Source organism: Janthinobacterium sp. SUN137 (assembly GCF_030587265.1).
GTDB classification, from domain to species: Bacteria; Pseudomonadota; Gammaproteobacteria; order Burkholderiales; family Burkholderiaceae_D; genus Janthinobacterium; species Janthinobacterium kumbetense.
On record NZ_JAPWHZ010000002.1, the window covers coordinates 172,474 to 188,078 of the forward strand.

Below are 15,605 nucleotides of genomic sequence, written 5' to 3' on the forward strand. Positions count from 1 at the left end.
GATCGTCGCGCGATTTTAATACACGGATGTGTCGGGAAAATGACAAGGCCACCGCGAGGGGTGGCCTTGGTGCGACTTGGTGCTGACTACAGCCGAGTATTAGCTGCGGTTCGGGTTGTCCGGACGCCGGTCGTCGCGGTTCGGCACGCCGTCATGGTCGCGGTCGTGGCGGTTGCCATTGTCGCGGTCATAGCGGTTGGGGATGCCGTCGCGGTCGCGGTCGCCGTTCGGGCCGCGTGGCGACCAGCGGCCTTGCTCCATCTGCCAGCGGCCGTCGCGCTGGTTCCAGGCGGGCGGCGCATACGCATAGCCGGGGCGTTCGGCGATCCATACGCCTGGCGTCCAGGCGTAGCGCTGGCTGCGCCATTCCCAGTGGCCGGGCGCCCAGATGTAGCCGTGGCGGGCGCGCGGGATGGCTTCGCGGCGCGGTGGCGGCGGGGCGATGCGGATCTCGTCGTAGCGCACGGGCTGCACTTGCGCGGCGACCCAGCCGCCACGGTCCAGGCGCCAGCGGTTGTTTTCCTGTATCCAGGCGGCGCGGCGGTACTGGTTGCCGCCCCGTTCGCGCAGCCATTCGCCATTGTTCCAGACATGGCGCTGGCCATCCCAGTTCCAGTAGCCGGGTGCCCAGACATAGCCGGCGCGCGGCGCTGGCACGCTTTCAAACCGTGGCGGAGGCGGGGCGTTGCCGACGACAATGCTGACGCCGAGCTGATTCTGGGCCATGGCCTGCGCGGGCAGGAAAGCCGCGGCGCTGATGGCAAGCATGGCTGCTGCGTAGAGTGTGATGGGTTTCATGGGTTGCTCCATTTCGGTGATTGCGTGAAATGGACTATAGGCGCTTGCCGGCGATTTTTCGCCTTTGATTCAACTTATTACAATTGACACAATGCTGTGTGTCCGTGTATCCGTTGCGGATACAAATCAGATGCCTATGGCGGCCTGGCGCGGCGACTGTCCGCAGTGCGCCAGGCGGCGTGGTGTCAGCATCGGCGGCTCACAGAGTGCTGGCGCTGGCGTTGCCCAGCAAGGCTTGCCGCTCCTCGATCAGCGAGATTTTCTTTTCCTGTTCCGTCAGGCGCTTGGCGCTGACCACCACGACGGGGATGGCGCCCGCTTGCGCCACATCGGCGGCCTTGGCGGCCGATGGCTGCATGAAGCTGGCATAGCTGGCACCGCAGGCGATGGCGACGGCGACGGTGAAGATGGCTTCCATGTTTTTCAAGGCTTTCATGATGTTTCCTTTCGGGTGGCGGGTGGGTATGCATGCACTGTAGCCAGGCGCGGGCCGCTGCGCCATGCGGATGCGACCAGCCGTGGTTTTGGCGGGATGGCCTGCAAAAAAACGGCGCTGAAATGCCTGCGCACGGGGCTGGCAAGCCGACTGCTTGAATTGAGGCCTAAATTGCCCTGTATCCGGGCATATGAATGTAATTGCCGCGTGGCATTATTTGACGCTGCACACTGCCGCGCGCGGCAAGTGCAGGGCCAGCTGTCCTGCTAGAATCGACATGGCGGCCCCGTCGCGTGGATAAAAATATCATCAGGAGTCACACATGTTCCAATTGTTTGGTTTTGGCGGCGCCCGCTGCCCGCGCTGCGAGCACAAGAACGGCGCTGCCGCCGGCTATTGCGCGCAATGCGGCTTGTCGCTGGGGGCACCCGACAGCGACGCGGTGCTGCATGCCAATCAATGGCATCTTGCTGATGGGCAACTGGCCCTGTTCTTCGGCGTGCGCGAACTGTCCTCGCTGTTCGGCAGCGCGGCGCGCCGCCTGCAGGTACCGGCCGAGTCGCGCGCCTGGATCGTGCAATCGGACGCTTTCACCTTGATACCGGCCGGCGACTACGACAGCGCTGCCTTCTTTGCGCGCCTGCCCGCGCTGCTGCCGGCGCGTCCGGCCGAAGTGCTGATCGCGCGCGCCGACGCCGTCAGCCTGGAATTCGACTTGCCCGGCCTGGCCAGCACGGAGTTGCTGAACGTCGCCGCGTCCCTGCGCGTGGACATCGCCCTGGGCCAGCCCGACGCGTTCGCGCGCCAGTTCATGCGCGCGCCGGGCGCCGTCACCCGCGCCCACCTGCACGCCTTGCTGCTGCCATCCGTGCGCCAGATCGCGCTGGAATTCATCGGCAGCCGCGCGCTGGGCGAGATGGACGCGAATGCGGACCTGCGCCCGGAATTGAACGAGCGCCTGCAATCGGCCTTGACGCAGCGCCTGGCGCCCAGCGGCCTGGCCGTGGCGCGCGTGGAAACCCTGGCGCTGCGCCACGACAAGCGCGAAGGCGACGCTGGCGCCAGCATCGGCACCCTGTGGCTGGGCGGCTTGCCGGCGCAGGAACTCGAGCAGCACAGCCTGGAACGCATGAAGCAGCTCGACCAGCTGTATGACGAGGAAGAGTGGCAGCGCATCCGCCGCGAGGAACTGGCGGCGCGCCATGCGCACCGCCGCGCCGAACTGACGCAGGATGCGACGGTGGAAAAGGCGGAGCTGAGCCACCAGGAAGCGGAGCGCCTGCAGGCGCTGCGCGGGCGCCAGATCGACCTGTATGGCCGCATCCTGGAAGCGAAATCGCGGCGCCAGGCGCTCGACCATGGCGCCGCGCTGGCGCTGGGCGAGCTGGAACAGGAACTGGCGCAGAAGGGCGCGCAGCGCGCCGACGAAACGGCCAGCTGGGAACACGTGCGGGCGCTGGCCGCCATCAAGATGCGCAGCGAGCTGGAATTGTCGCAGCTGCATGGGCGCGAACAGATCCAGCTGGCGCAGCAGCGCTTTACGCATCAGGTGCACTTGCAGTCGATCGCGCAGCAGGTGGAAAGCGCGCTGCTGATCGATGACGAAACGGGGCGCCGCACCCAACTGGCGCGCCTGCGCCAGGCGGAAGCGGATGCGGCCCAGCGCGAAGCGCAGCTGGAGGCGGAGCAGCACCAGGCCGCCTGGCAGGGCCTGATGCTGGCGAATGCGGCGCGCAAGCGCGAGGCGGAGCGGGTGCAGGAGTGGGAAGAGCAGATGCAGCTGGCGCGCCAGCGCGAATTGCTGCGCGCCGAGGCGCACAAGGATGAAGCGGCCCAGGTGCAGGCGGCGGAAATCGCGGGAAAAGTGGCAGCGCTGCGGCGCGGCGGCGCGCGCGAAGACGCCATCGCGCAGCAGGAAAAGCTGCTGCGCACCATCGAGGCCGACGGCGTGCACGCGCGCCAGCTGCAGCAGCAAGCGCAGCTGGCACAGCTCGACGCGCTGGCCATCGAGGAACAGCGCCAGCAACTGCGCCAGCTGGAACAGGAAGCGCAATGGCAGCGCGACTTGCTGGCCATGGCGCAGCAGCGCGAAAGTGATTACGCGCGCTGGAAGGGCGAGTACGAAGCCCTGCTGGCGCAGCAGGCGCATGCGGCCGAACTGGCGCGCATCGACATCGACCGCATCGAGAAAATCGGCTCCCTGAGCGACACGGGCAAGGTGGCCATGGCCGCCGGACAGAACGCGGCCGCGCTGGCGCAGGTGCTGAAAGTGCAGCTGCAGGCGGGCATGAGCGCCGAGCAGATCCACGCGCTGGCGGCGCTGGCGGCGGCCGAGAACAGCGTTTCTCCTGCCGAGGCACTGCGCATGGCGCAGGACAGCGCGGCGCAGGAGCGCAGCTACCAGGAAGGCCAGGCGGAACGCGAACGGCGCCAGCAGCTGGACTTGCTCAACCTGCAGAACGCGGCGCACGCGCATGGCCTGTCGGCGCAGGCGCAGCTGGGCGTGGCCGTGGCGCAGGCGCTGCAGCCAAGTGGCGGACCGGGCGCCGCTGCGCCGGCCCGCTGCAAGAACGGCCATGCGCAGCGCGCGGGCCATCCGGAAGATAAATTCTGCGCCGCCTGCGGCGTCGCCCTGCAGCCTTGATGGAAGCGTTTCACCCCAGATGATGCAAAAAGCACGAGACAAACTGCGGGAACTGCGCGCCCTCCACGACGACGGGCTGCTCAGCGAGCAGGAATTTGAACGCCGCAAGAACGCCATCCTCGACGCCGAGTACGCGCCGCCCGGCGCCGCACCCGTGGCCGCGCCGCTGCCCGTGCGCCAGGGGACGGAGCTGGGCTTCATGACGGGCCAGGAAATCGGCCCGCAAAACCGCCGCTACCGGCTCGAACGCCTGATCGGCACGGGCGGCATGGGGCAGGTGTGGCAAGCCACCGACCTGGCCACGCACGCGGAGCTGGGCAGCAGCGAAATGGTGGCGCTGAAGATCTTGCCGCCGCAGCTGACGCAAAGCGCCACGCACGCGAAACTGCTGATCGAGGAAGCGACCCAGGCGAGAAAACTCGCGCATGAAAACATCGTGCGCGTCTACGAGTGGGCGCAGGACCCGGCCACGGCCAGCTATTTCATCATCATGGAATGCCTCGATGGCGAAGACCTCGAACACTATCTGGGCCGCCAGGGCGCGCTGCCGCTGGCCGCCGTGCAGCAGCTGCTGCACCCGGTGGCCGAAGCCCTGGCGTATGCGTGGGAGAAGCACAAGCTGGTGCACCGCGATATCAAGCCGGGCAATGTCTTCCTGACGGCGAAGGGCGATGTCAAATTGCTCGACTACGGCATCGCGTCGCGCGTGCGCAATGCGGACAGCAGCCTGGCGCTGGAGATGCCGAATGCGGGCACGCACGGCTACCGGGCGCCCGAGGCCGGCGCCAACCAGCGCCAGCCCAGCCCGCGCCTGGACGTGTATGCCGTGGCCGTGATGATCTACCAGATGCTGGAAGGGCGCATGCCGTTCGACGACATGCGCAGCGCCAGCCACCTGCCGTCCGCGCCGCAGGCGCTCAACGCGCAGCAGTGGCAAGTGCTGCAGAACGGTTTTTCGCTGACGGCGGAATTGCGGCCGCTATCCGTGCAAGCCTTGCTCGAAGGGCTGGAGCGGGCTGCCGGGCCGTCGCCCGAAGAACTGGCGGAACAGGCGCGCCAGCAGCAGGCGCGCCTGGCAGAGCAACAGCAGCAGGCGGCGCTGGCGGCGGAACAGGCCCGCGAAGCGGCGCTCAGGGAGGCGCGTGCGCGCCAGGAAGAACTGGACCAGCGCCGCAAGGCGGAAATCCAGGCGGCCGCGCTGGAAAAGCAGCGGCAGGATAAACTGCGCCGCGAGCAGGAGGCGCAGCGCCATTTCGAAGCGGAAGAGGCGCGCAAGCTGCGCAAGGAAGCGCTGCGCGGCCAGCTGCGCGCGCGCCGCGAAGCCGATGCCGCCACGGCCTTGCAGGAACACCAGGAATTGCAGCGCAAGGCCATCGTCGCCAAGGCGGAGGCGGCGTATCGGGCCGAGCAGGAACGCGCGCGCCGCGAAGAGGCCAGCCGCGCCGCGACCGCCGCCATCCCAGCGCCGGCATCCGCGCCGGCGCCGGAACTGGAGCCGGAACACGCGGAACCGGTGGCCAATGCCGAAGGCATCTTGCGCGATGATTGGCTCGATGGCTCGGGACAGGGGCCGGAACTGGTGCTCATTCCCAGCGGCCGCTTCCAGATGGGCGCGCACGAGACGGAGCACAAGGCGGCCATCCAGGCCGGTTCGCAGCAGTCATGGCTGGACCGCGAAACGCCGCAGCACTGGGTCGGCATCGAGCGCCCGTTCGCGCTGGCCCGGCACCCCGTCAGCGTGGGCGAATGGCGCGCCTTCGTCAAGGCGACGGGATGGGCGGGCGGGTCGGAAACGGACTGGGATAATCCCGGCTTCGTGCAGAACGACCAGCACCCGGTGGTCGGCGTGAGCTGGAATGACGCGCAGTTGTACCTGGCGTGGCTGTGCGAGCGCACGGGCCGGCAGTACCGCCTGCCCAGCGAAGCGGAATGGGAATACGCGTGCCGCGCCGGCACGCGCACGGCGTTCAACGTGGGCGACACCATCAGCACCGAGCAAGCCAATTACGACGGCTTGTACGTGTACAACGGCGGCCCGCGCGGGGTGTACCGGGGCGGCACCACGCCCCTGGGTACCTTTGCGCCGAATTCCTGGGGCCTGTTCGACATGCACGGCAATGTGTGGGAATGGGTGCAGGACGTGGTGCACGACAATTACGAGGGCGCGCCCGTCGACGGCAGCGCGTGGGAAGAGGGCAGCGACAGCAGCCGGCGCATCCTGCGCGGCGGCTCCTGGCTGTATCACCCGCGCTATCTGCGCTCGGCCCTGCGCAACGGCTTTTCCACCGTGCTGTCGAACGACATCGTGGGCTTCCGGGTGGCGCGCACGCTGGACCAGGCCGGGTAGGCCGGGATTGCCATATTGATTATCTTGACGGATACTTCATGCACCTTAACCGTGCCGGAGTGTCCGTGTTCAAACGCCGCCTGCTGTCCATCGTGTTCGCCTGCCTGCCCATCGCCGCCCTGGCCGGCGATTTTCCCTCCTATCCCTTCATCCATGCGACGGGCACGGCGTACAGCTTGGTCATGCCGGATCTGGGCGAGATCGACTTCGACGTCAGCGTCTTCGACCCGGCGCCGGACGTGGCCACCGCGCTGGTCCAGACGCGCATCGCGGAAATCAGGGCGCTGCTGGTGGAGCAGGGCTTGCCCGAGGCGGCCGCCGGCATCGAGGTGCGCGACGTGCGCAAGGAAATCCGCAAGGGCGCGGAACAGGACCCGGCCAATCCGCAATACCTGATCAAGGCGAGCGTGCATGTCAACGTGGCGGATTTGTCGAAATGGCCCGCCGTCATGCGTCCGCTGCTGGCCATGCCCAACCTCGATGCGTTTGCCGTCACCTTCGGCGCCACGGAGCGCATCCGCCTGGAAGAGGAACTGGTGGGCGAAGCCGTCAAGGACGCGCAGCGCAAGGCCGATGCCATGGCGCGCGGCTTCGGCAAGCGCGCGGGCGCCGTGGCCGGCATCTCGTCTGACCAGCTGAAAAACCTGGGCAATGCCGTGGGCCTGGTGCCGTCCGACCGCTACAACCGCGCGAATAGCCGCCAGCGGCAAAATCCCGACGACATGCTGATGGTCACCAGCCTCAAAATGGCGCAGACGGTCGACGCCCTGTTCCGTATCAAATGACCAGGTAGCAGGGGCGCAGGCTGCGCAAAGCGGGCAAACGGTGTAAATTGTGGCTTTCCAAACGCACCAAGGAACGCCATGACCATCAAAGCCATCCGCGACCAGTCGCAACCCATGCGCCACATCGTGCACGTGCGCGACCACATCATTTCCGCCGACGCTTCGGTGGCGGAAGGGGGCGGCGATGCCGGCCCGTCGCCGCACGACCTGTATGACGCGGCCCTGTCGGCCTGCAAGGCGCTCACCGTCGTCTGGTACGCCAAACACAAGGGCATCCCGCTGGAACACGTGGAAGTGTCGACCGAGCGCGATGCCAGCGAAGAGCGCAGGGGCGTGTACCGCCTGGCCGCCACCCTGCACCTGACGGGTGAGCTGACGGATGTGCAGCGCGAGGAATTGCTGGCCGCGGCCGGCAAATGCCCGCTGCATAAATTGATGACGGCGGTGACCACCGAAGTGACGACGGTGCTGGCATGAGCGCGGCCATCCTGAAAAGCCACGAAAAAGACCTGGGCGGCGGCTTTGTCGTGCGGCGCCTGCTGCCTTCGGCAGTAAAACAGGCCGTCGGCCCCTTCATTTTCTTTGACCATTTCGGCCCCATCGACGTGGCGCCCGACGCCAACCACGACGTGCGTCCCCACCCGCACATCGGCCTGGCCACCGTCACCTATCTGTTCGAGGGCGCGATCGACCACCGCGACAGCATCGGTTCGTACCAGCGCATCGAACCGGGCGCCATCAACTGGATGACGGCCGGGCGCGGCATCGTGCATTCGGAACGCACGCCGCACGACCTGGCGGGCCAGCCGCACCGCACGCACGGCTTGCAACTGTGGGCGGCGCTGCCGAAGGCGCACGAGGAAGACGAACCGAGTTTCACGCACACGCCGCAGGCCGACATTCCCGTCGTGCCGCTCGATGGCGCCGTGGTGAAGGTCTTGATCGGCACCGCGTTTGGCCAGACTTCGCCCGTGCGCACCTACATGCAGACGCTGTACCTGGACGTGGCGCTGGAGGCAGGCAAGGAGCTGCGGCTGGACGGCTTGCCGGCGGAAGCGGCGATTTACCCGATCAGCGGGGACGTGCTGCTCGATGGCGTGGCGCTGGTGCCGCACACCATGGCCTTGCTGGAAGCGGGCGCCGTGCGAGCGGGCGCCGTACCGGTGGTGACGGCGGGCAGCGGCCCGGTGCAGTTCGTCGTCATCGGCGGCGAGCCGCTGGACGGCCACCGCTTCCTGTTCTGGAATTTCGTCTCGTCGAGCAAGGAGCGCCTGTTGCAGGCAGCCGACGACTGGAGCGCCCAGCGCATGGGACAGGTGCCGGGCGAGACGGAATTCATCCCGTTGCCGAAGGCGCCCCTGCGCCCGGCGACCTGAGTCCCCCTTAGAAACGCGCGCGCAAGGTCAGTTGCGCCTTGCGCGGCTCGCCGTAGAAATTGCCCCACGCAGGTGCGCTCACCGTCTGGTAGTAGCGTTTGTCGAGCACGTTCGTCACGGACAGCGACGCCGTCCAGTTACGGTCGATCTGGTAGGCGGCGCGCGCGCTCCACAAGGCGTACGCGCCTTGCGCCACCTTCACGTCGCGCGTGGTGCGCGAGCTCTCCGTCTGGAAGTTCACGCCGCCGCCCACGCTCCACTTCTGCAGGGCGCCGGGCAGGCGGTAGTCGCTCCACGCGCGCAGCATGTGGCGCGGCGAGTAGGTGCTGGCGAACATCACGCCCGCATTCGACGTCTGCTCCAGGTACTTGAAGTTGTTCAGGGTATAGCCGGCGAACAGTTGCCAGCCCGGCGCCACCTCGCCGCTGATTTCCGCATCGACGCCTTCGCTGCGCACCTTGCCCGTCGAGAAATAGCATTCCGTGCCGGACGAGCAGGTATTCACCAGGTCGAGTTCCGCGCGGTTGCGCTGCTCAATGCGGAACAGCGCCAGCGAGGTATTCACCTTGCCGTCGAACAGTTCGCCTTTCACGCCCACTTCCAGGTTGCGGCCCTTGAGCGGGTCGAGCAGGGCGCCATCGGCCGTGCGCTGGTTCTGCGGCTGGAAGATGTCGGAGATGCTGGCATAGCCGGACCAGCGCGGGTCGAATGCGTAGATCACGCCGCCATACGGCGTGACGACGCCGTTTTCACGGTAGGGGTCGATATACACTTCGCCCGTGTCGCGGTACACGCTGCTCGACTTGTAGTTCGACACGCGCGCGCCGGCCACCACGGTGAGCGGATCGCTGACGCTGAAACGGGCCACGCCGTAGGCGCCCGTCTGCGTCATGCTCGTCACGCTGGGATCGCCGCGGTAGCTGTTTGCACGGAACCAGGCGTCGCTGGGTTCGGCCACGCCGTGGTTCGGCTGCAGCGGGTTGTTCGGCTGCTGCAGCAGGGCCAGGCTGTAATCGCTGTCGCTTTCCAGGCGGTTCGTGCTGATGCCGGCGCTGAAGCCGTGGCGCCGGCCGAAGGCGTTGAACTTGCCATCGAGCGACAGGTCGATGCCCTTGTTGGTGCTGCCGTAGTCGAACACGCCGCCGTACATCATCATGCCGGCCAGGGTGGCGGGATCGATCGCGCCCTGGCTGAACATGTATTTCACGTCATGCCGCTCGCGCGTGTAGTTGGCGCTGGCCTTGAACAGCCAGTCGGCGTCGAAGCGGTGCTCGAATTCGGCGAAGACGGCCGTCTGCTTGCTATTCCAGCGGTTCCAGTCGGCGCCCAGGAAGGTGGAACGGGGCAGGTGCGGGTCGCTGCCATCGCGGTAGCGCGGCATGCCGGAAAAGAACGGCGTCGCGTGCAGTTTTTCGTAGCTGGCGCCCGTCGTCAGCTTGCTGCCCGGCGCCAGGTCGAATTCCAGCACGCCATACAGCACGTCCGTGCGGCTGTCGGCCACGTCATAAAAGTAATCGCGCTGCTCGTGCGCGGCCACGGCGCGGCCGCGGATGCTGCCCGCTTCGTTCAAGGGACCGGTGACGTCCACCTCGCCGCGCACATCGTTCCAGCGGCCCGCGCCCAGCGCCAGCTGCATCTGCTTTTCCGCCAGCGGGCGCTTGCGCACCATGTTGATGGCCGCGCCGGGCGAGCCCGTGCCCTGCAGCAGGCCCGTGGCGCCGCGCACGATTTCCACCCGGTCCAGCATGGCCGTATTGCTGGTGAAGCTGTTCGCCTGCGGGTAGTACATGGCGCGGTTGACGCCGTCAAACTGGTACGTTTCCACCATGAAGCCGCGCGAATACACATAGCGCCCGCCCATGGGGCTGTCGTACATGGTGATGCCGGTGGTGTTGGCCAGCACGGCGTCGATGTTGTTGAGGTTCTGGTCGTCCATCTTCTGGCGCGTGACGACGCTGACGGACTGGGGAATTTCGCGCAGGGTCTGCACGCCCTTGCCGACGGTGACGGCGCGCGCCGCGTACGAGTTGCTGTGCTCACTGACCGGATCGCGTTCCATGCTGGCGCTGACCGTCACGGGCGCCATGGTCTTTTCCGTGCCGGCTGCCGATGCGGAGGACGTGGCCGCCTGGCGCAGCACATAGGCGCCGTTCGGCAGCTGCACCGCTTCCAGGCCGCTGCCGGCCAGTACCTGGGCAAAGCCCTGGGCCACGCCAACGCTGCCGTGCACGCCGGGCGAGCGCAGGCCCCGCGTCTGCGCGGGATCGGTCGACAGGCTGACGCCGGCGGCGACGGCAAAGTCATTCAATGCCGTGGCCAGCGGACCGGCCGGCACGGCATAGGCTTGGGCTTGCGGGGCGGCGGCCTGGCCTTGCGCCAGCGCGGGAGCGGCGAGGAAGGCGGCGGGGGCGGCGCAAGCCATGGCGAGGACGGCCAGGCGGATGGCGCGCGCGGCGGGATGGAGAACGGGGGTGGTCAGCTGCATGCTCGGTCTTTCTGCTCAGAGGGATAGGAAAATGGCCAATGAATCGGCTTCTTACTTGTCAAGCCGAAGCAGCGCATCGAAACACCAACCCCAAACGCAAAAAAACTGAAAATAGTTATGCTGGCCGGGCCGATACCGTGGCCCAGTAGCGCGTGAAGTACGTCACTTGCAGCCCGTGCGAGGCGCACAGGCTTTCCAGTACGGCGTCGATATCGTCGAGGCGGTAGGTGCCCGTGACGGGGCGCCGCGCCACGGCGGCGTCGCAGGCGAGACGCCCGCGCCGGTAGCGCGCCAGCTCCGCCACCAGCTGTTGCAGCGGCCAGTCGGCGGCCACCAGCATGCTGCGCAGCCAGCTGTCCTGGTGCGCGGGCGTGCTCAATACCGCATCCGCGCCGGTGGCGCCGAAGCGCAGCTGCTGCCCCGCTTCCAGGCGGCGCACGGCGTCCGGGCGCGCCGCGCAGCGCACTTCCACGGCGTGCTCGAAGACGCTGACGGTGCTGCCATCGTCGTCGCAGCGTATGCCGAAGCGCGTGCCCAGCGCGCGGATCACGCCGTGCGGCGTGTCGACGAGGAAGGGGCGCGGGTCGGGCGCCGTCGTGATCATGATTTCGCCACGGTGCAGGCGGATGCGGCGGTGCGTGGCGCTGTAAGCAACATCCAGGGCGCTGGCCGTATTCATCTCCAGGCGCCCGCCATCGGCCAGCGTCACGTGGCGGCGCTGGCCCGGCGCCGTGCGCAGGGACGCCGTCAGGGCTTGCCATGGGCCGGATTGCAAGCCCGCCTGGCCCAGCACGATGCCGCCGCCGGCCGCCACCAGCAGGGCGAGTATCTTGGCGGCCGCGCGCCGGCGCTGCTGCGCCGCCTGCAGCGCCGGCATCGCCAGCGCTGCAGGTATCGCGCCCAGCTGGCCGTCCATGCGCCGCAGCAGATCCCAGGCCCGTTCATGCTCGGCGCTGGCGTCGCGCCATGCCTGCACGTCGGCCGGGTCGGCGCTGCCGCACTGGAGCTCCACATGCCAGTGGGCGGCGGCGGCCAGCACCTTGCGGGCGATGGGGGCGGAAGGTGAGGTCGCGGGGCCGAACATCAGGCGGCCGCCAGCATCAGGCATTCCGTGTAGGCGCGCACCAGGTGTTTTTTCACGGTCGGCAGCGAGATGCCGAGGCGCCGGCTGATGTCCACGTAGCTGAGTTCTTCGATTTGCGCCAGCAGGAAGATGGTCCGCGTGCGCGCTCCCAGGCCGTCGAGCAGGCGGTCGACGGCGAGCAGGGTTTCGATGATGATGGCGTGCGTTTCGGCGCACATCGATGCTGGCTCGGCTTGCTGCGCCAGCGCTTCCAGGTAGGCCTGCTCCAGCGCCTGGCGGCGGTAGCGGTCGATCAGCAAGCCGCGCGCGATCGTCGCCAGGTAGCCGCGCGGCTCGCGCAGGGGCGCCAGCGGTGCCACCTCGCGCTTGCCCAGCAGGCGCAAAAAGGTGTCCTGCGCCAGGTCGGCCGCTTCGGCGCGGTTGCCCAGCTTGCCGCGCAGCCAGCCATACAGCCAGCCGTGGTGCTCGCTGTACAGGGTGCTCAGGTGGTTGGCATGGACGGGACTGACGGTGCTCACTGCGTTCTCCAGGCAAGGGAAGGGCTGGGCTGACGGAACGCGGGGCGCCGGCTGGCTGGGCTGTTTGAGAATGATACTCATTATCACATTGCCACGCCGCCGGCGTCAATTGGCGTTGCCGCCCAGGCGCCAGCGCAGCTGCCATTGTTGCAGATTTGCCCAGGCCGTCTGCAGTGCCCCAGCGGACCAGTGCAGCAGGTCCTCAAGCGCCAGCATGGTGCGGCGCAGGTGGATGCCGTCAAAAAACACGTGGTCGGCCACGACGGTGGCGGCCAGCCAGGCGGCGATGATGACGATGATGTCGTGGCGGCCGCTTTTCCACCAGCGCAACGAGTGGCGGCGGAAGATCCACGGCACGCCCAGCGGATTGGGCCAGTCGGCCAGCAAATGCATGATGCCGCCGGCCGCAAAGCCGAACAGGGGCGGCGCCCACAGGTGGTGCGGCAATTGCATCCACGTGTAGACGAGCAGGGCGATCCAGGCCAGGCCCCAGTGCGTCCACGTGCGGTGCGTGATCCACAGCCGGTGCGTGCGCGCCCACCAGGCCACTTCCAGCCAGTCCGGCGCCGTGCCGCCCAGCGCGCCCATGACAAAGGCGAGCATGCTCAGCACTTGATAGGGGCCGCCGGCGCCAGCGTGCGCGACCAGGGCCGCGGCGATCACGCCGGCAGCCCAACCGGTCGCGTGATGCGCTTTGTTGGAAGCCATAGGAAATGTAAAACACCGTGCGGGCGCTGTGTGAAGTGCAGGGAAATATTAACTGGATGAATATACAGTATGTAAGGGCGGGAATGGGGGCTATTTGCAGAATATCTGCGATTGAATTGTTAAATTGTGTGTCGGAATAACCTGGCCAGCGAACTCGGCAACTCATGCCGGCCGGTCAAGTGTGTTGTGTAGATGGCAATGCAATCGGCGCAGGGCGCGCTATGCTGAAAGCAGTCCTGCGTTTTGAAGAGGTTTCGCCATGAAAATCCCACGCGAATTACAGATTCCCGCCATCGTGTTCACGCTGGAAGCGGTGTTCATACTCGGCCTGTCGATGATTTTTCTCGTGCTGGTGCCGCGCTAGCGTCCGAAAAAAGGCCATAGCTGCGTTGCACTGCCTTGCCGTACATTCGTACTGTCTTCGGCAGCGCGCCTTGCTCTGACCATTTTTCAGACGCTAGCGGTCAGGTGGCGGGAGGCGTTGTATCAGGCAGTTTGCATGGTGCTATCGCACAGGGCGGCGCCTTCGGTGCGGATGATCCAGCATTCCGGATACGGTTCGCTGGCGAAGCGGTTGTGCCGCGCGAAGCCGCTGAGCTTGTCGAGTGCGGTGGCGGGCGCCAGCGCGGTTTCCTTGCCGCTGGCCGTGTCCAGGTGCCAGAAACCGCCGTTGCGGTGGAATAGCACGGGCAGGCAGCTGGCTTGCGGCGTGGCAAGGTGGCTGGCCGGCGAAGGCTGGGCTTCCGGCAGCAGCAGGTAAAAACACTCGGCACGGGCGCCGTGGTCGATGCGGTGCAGGATCACGCCGTGCGCGAGCAGGGCCGTGACGCTGAGTACGACGATGCCCTTGATGCTGGCAGACAATTCGATGCGCATGCCCAGACGCAGGGCGACGGGCTTGTGCTTGCCGGGCCACACGCCATCGAGCAGCACGCCGTAGCGCGACACATCCTCGATTTCAAAGCCTTGCTGGCCGCGCCGGATGATGGCGTGGCGGCCCGACAGGCGGCGCGTCAAGCCATTGTTGTCCTGGCCGTCGGGGCTGAAATGGCTGAGCAGCACATCGGCTTCCGGGTCCACCAGCTCAAAACGCCCCAGCATGCATTCTTCCAGCGCGAACAGGCGGATCTGGCGCTGTTCGCCCGCTTCCGGCGCCGCATTGACGAGGCAGGCGGCCTGGCTCGGGTGCGGATGGCAGTGGCTGGCGGCGGGCAGGTCGACTTCGATCAATTCCTCGTCCCAGGCGATGGTGGTAAAACCCATGTCGATCTTGCCCTGCGGCGCAGACAGATCCACGTGGGCGATGCCGGCATTGCGCGCCGTCACGTCGAGGTTGCAGCCGTCGCCGCCCGTCACGCGGGCGATCGAGGCGTCGTCGGCCATCACGCGCACGTTTTTGTGGGTGCTGAGGAAGATCTGGTGGATTTCCGTCAGGGTGGCGTCGCGGCGCGGCACGAGGATGACGAAGGTGCACACCCATTTCTGCGCCACGGCGCCATCGACGTGGCTGTGCACTTCGACTTCGATCTGGTATTGCCCGTGTTCCTTGTTGCGTGAGGAAAACTCGACAAACACGGGACGCCAGTCGCCGCGCGTGGTGCGCACGAAATCATGCTGGACGGCACCGCGCGGGATCAGGTCCGAGCGCAGGCGCAAGGTCAGCTGCGGCGCGCAGGCGGCGCTCATGCCGCGCAATTCCATCTTCAGGGTTTGCCGTCCGCCTGCCGCGCGGGGATCGAAGCCGCTGATGTGCAGGTGGGCTTGCACGGGCTGGTAGGCGGGGTGGGCGGCAGCGGTGGCAGCAGGCGACGCCGCTGGCGTGGAAGCCGGCATCGCTGCGGCAATGCGGGTGGGCTGCGCTGGCGCGGCTGCGCCCGTCAGCGGTGCGGTAGCAGCGTCAGCAGCAGGGGCGTGCGGAAGCGCCGTTGCCGATGGCTCGGAACGGGCGCTGCGCAGTGCGGTCAACAGGTCGTAGCTGCTGGGGGCGGTCGTCGCTTGCGGGTGGTTGCCCGCGCAGACTGTTTCCCCAGGCAAGACCCAGAACGTACAGTGCGGGTGCTCCGGGTTGCTGCATTTTTTCATGACATTCTGACTCGAATCGAGCGGGGACATTTTGCCCTCTGTTATACATGAGAGCTTACGCGCTTTTGCGCTTGCTTGGCAACTTTCACGGCAGCGGAATGCGCTCTTTTTGTCCAAATTCATGTCCCTGGTCACACCTTGCAATACATGTCATGGAAACTATTGCCCAGAAACACATTTTATATCTTTCTGGATATGTTATTTTGATATTGTATGAAACAGGTTTTCCAGCCATGCGTGTGGACGCCGGTCGCGCATGGTGATGCCTGCGGCAAGAGCTGGAAGGCGTTTTGTATTATGCTGGCACAGCCGTTCCCCCGATGCCGCCTGACTTCGAAAGAC

At 66.8% G+C, this 15,605-nt stretch carries 12 protein-coding genes; 5 read left to right on the forward strand and 7 right to left on the reverse strand.

Annotated elements, in window-relative coordinates:
- Positions 1-99: 99 nt before the first annotated feature.
- Together O3298_RS08845 and O3298_RS08850 are read right to left on the reverse strand one after the other, a co-directional pair.
- A complete protein-coding gene (locus O3298_RS08845; RefSeq protein WP_251348214.1) occupies positions 100-798 on the reverse strand; it encodes a YXWGXW repeat-containing protein in 699 nt (232 codons plus the stop codon).
- Between the two features lie 199 nt (positions 799-997).
- Complete coding sequence (locus tag O3298_RS08850; protein WP_099667411.1) at positions 998-1,234, reverse strand: hypothetical protein; 237 nt, start codon at positions 1,232-1,234, stop codon at positions 998-1,000.
- A 322-nt stretch (positions 1,235-1,556) separates the two neighbouring features.
- Here O3298_RS08850 and O3298_RS08855 point away from each other — a divergent pair, with 322 nt between their 5' ends.
- From O3298_RS08855 to O3298_RS08875, 5 genes are all read left to right on the forward strand, one after another.
- On the forward strand, positions 1,557-3,878 hold the full coding sequence (locus O3298_RS08855) for a hypothetical protein (RefSeq protein WP_289910577.1): 2,322 nt from the start codon (positions 1,557-1,559) through the stop codon (positions 3,876-3,878).
- A 19-nt stretch (positions 3,879-3,897) separates the two neighbouring features.
- On the forward strand, positions 3,898-6,225 hold the full coding sequence (locus O3298_RS08860; protein WP_305059050.1) for an SUMF1/EgtB/PvdO family nonheme iron enzyme: 2,328 nt from the start codon (positions 3,898-3,900) through the stop codon (positions 6,223-6,225).
- 38 nt (positions 6,226-6,263) lie between these two features.
- Positions 6,264-7,010, forward strand: a complete 747-nt coding sequence (locus O3298_RS08865; protein WP_305059051.1) for an SIMPL domain-containing protein — start codon at positions 6,264-6,266, stop codon at positions 7,008-7,010.
- A 78-nt stretch (positions 7,011-7,088) separates the two neighbouring features.
- On the forward strand, positions 7,089-7,487 hold the full coding sequence (locus O3298_RS08870; protein WP_289910574.1) for an OsmC family protein: 399 nt from the start codon (positions 7,089-7,091) through the stop codon (positions 7,485-7,487).
- A complete protein-coding gene (locus tag O3298_RS08875) occupies positions 7,484-8,386 on the forward strand; it encodes a pirin family protein (protein WP_305059052.1) in 903 nt (300 codons plus the stop codon). The genes O3298_RS08870 and O3298_RS08875 overlap by 4 nt, the downstream gene beginning before the upstream one ends.
- A 7-nt stretch (positions 8,387-8,393) precedes the next feature.
- Here O3298_RS08875 and O3298_RS08880 read toward each other — a convergent pair whose 3' ends face one another.
- From O3298_RS08880 to O3298_RS08900, 5 genes are all read right to left on the reverse strand, one after another.
- Complete coding sequence (locus O3298_RS08880; RefSeq protein WP_305059053.1) at positions 8,394-10,871, reverse strand: TonB-dependent receptor; 2,478 nt, start codon at positions 10,869-10,871, stop codon at positions 8,394-8,396.
- A gap of 115 nt (positions 10,872-10,986) precedes the next feature.
- Positions 10,987-11,979 (reverse strand): FecR domain-containing protein, encoded by a 993-nt coding sequence (locus tag O3298_RS08885; protein WP_305059054.1) that lies wholly within the window; start codon positions 11,977-11,979, stop codon positions 10,987-10,989.
- Positions 11,955-12,473 carry a sigma-70 family RNA polymerase sigma factor gene (locus O3298_RS08890; RefSeq protein WP_289897401.1) on the reverse strand — a complete coding sequence of 173 codons (519 nt, stop codon included), beginning with the start codon at positions 12,471-12,473 and terminating at the stop codon, positions 11,955-11,957. Before O3298_RS08890 ends, O3298_RS08885 begins: the two co-directional genes overlap by 25 nt.
- 105 nt (positions 12,474-12,578) lie before the next feature.
- A complete protein-coding gene (locus tag O3298_RS08895; protein ID WP_305059055.1) occupies positions 12,579-13,181 on the reverse strand; it encodes a metal-dependent hydrolase in 603 nt (200 codons plus the stop codon).
- Between the two features lie 486 nt (positions 13,182-13,667).
- Positions 13,668-15,263: an FHA domain-containing protein gene (locus O3298_RS08900; protein ID WP_305059056.1), complete on the reverse strand. Its 1,596-nt coding sequence runs from the start codon at positions 15,261-15,263 to the stop codon at positions 13,668-13,670.
- Positions 15,264-15,605 lie beyond the last annotated feature (342 nt).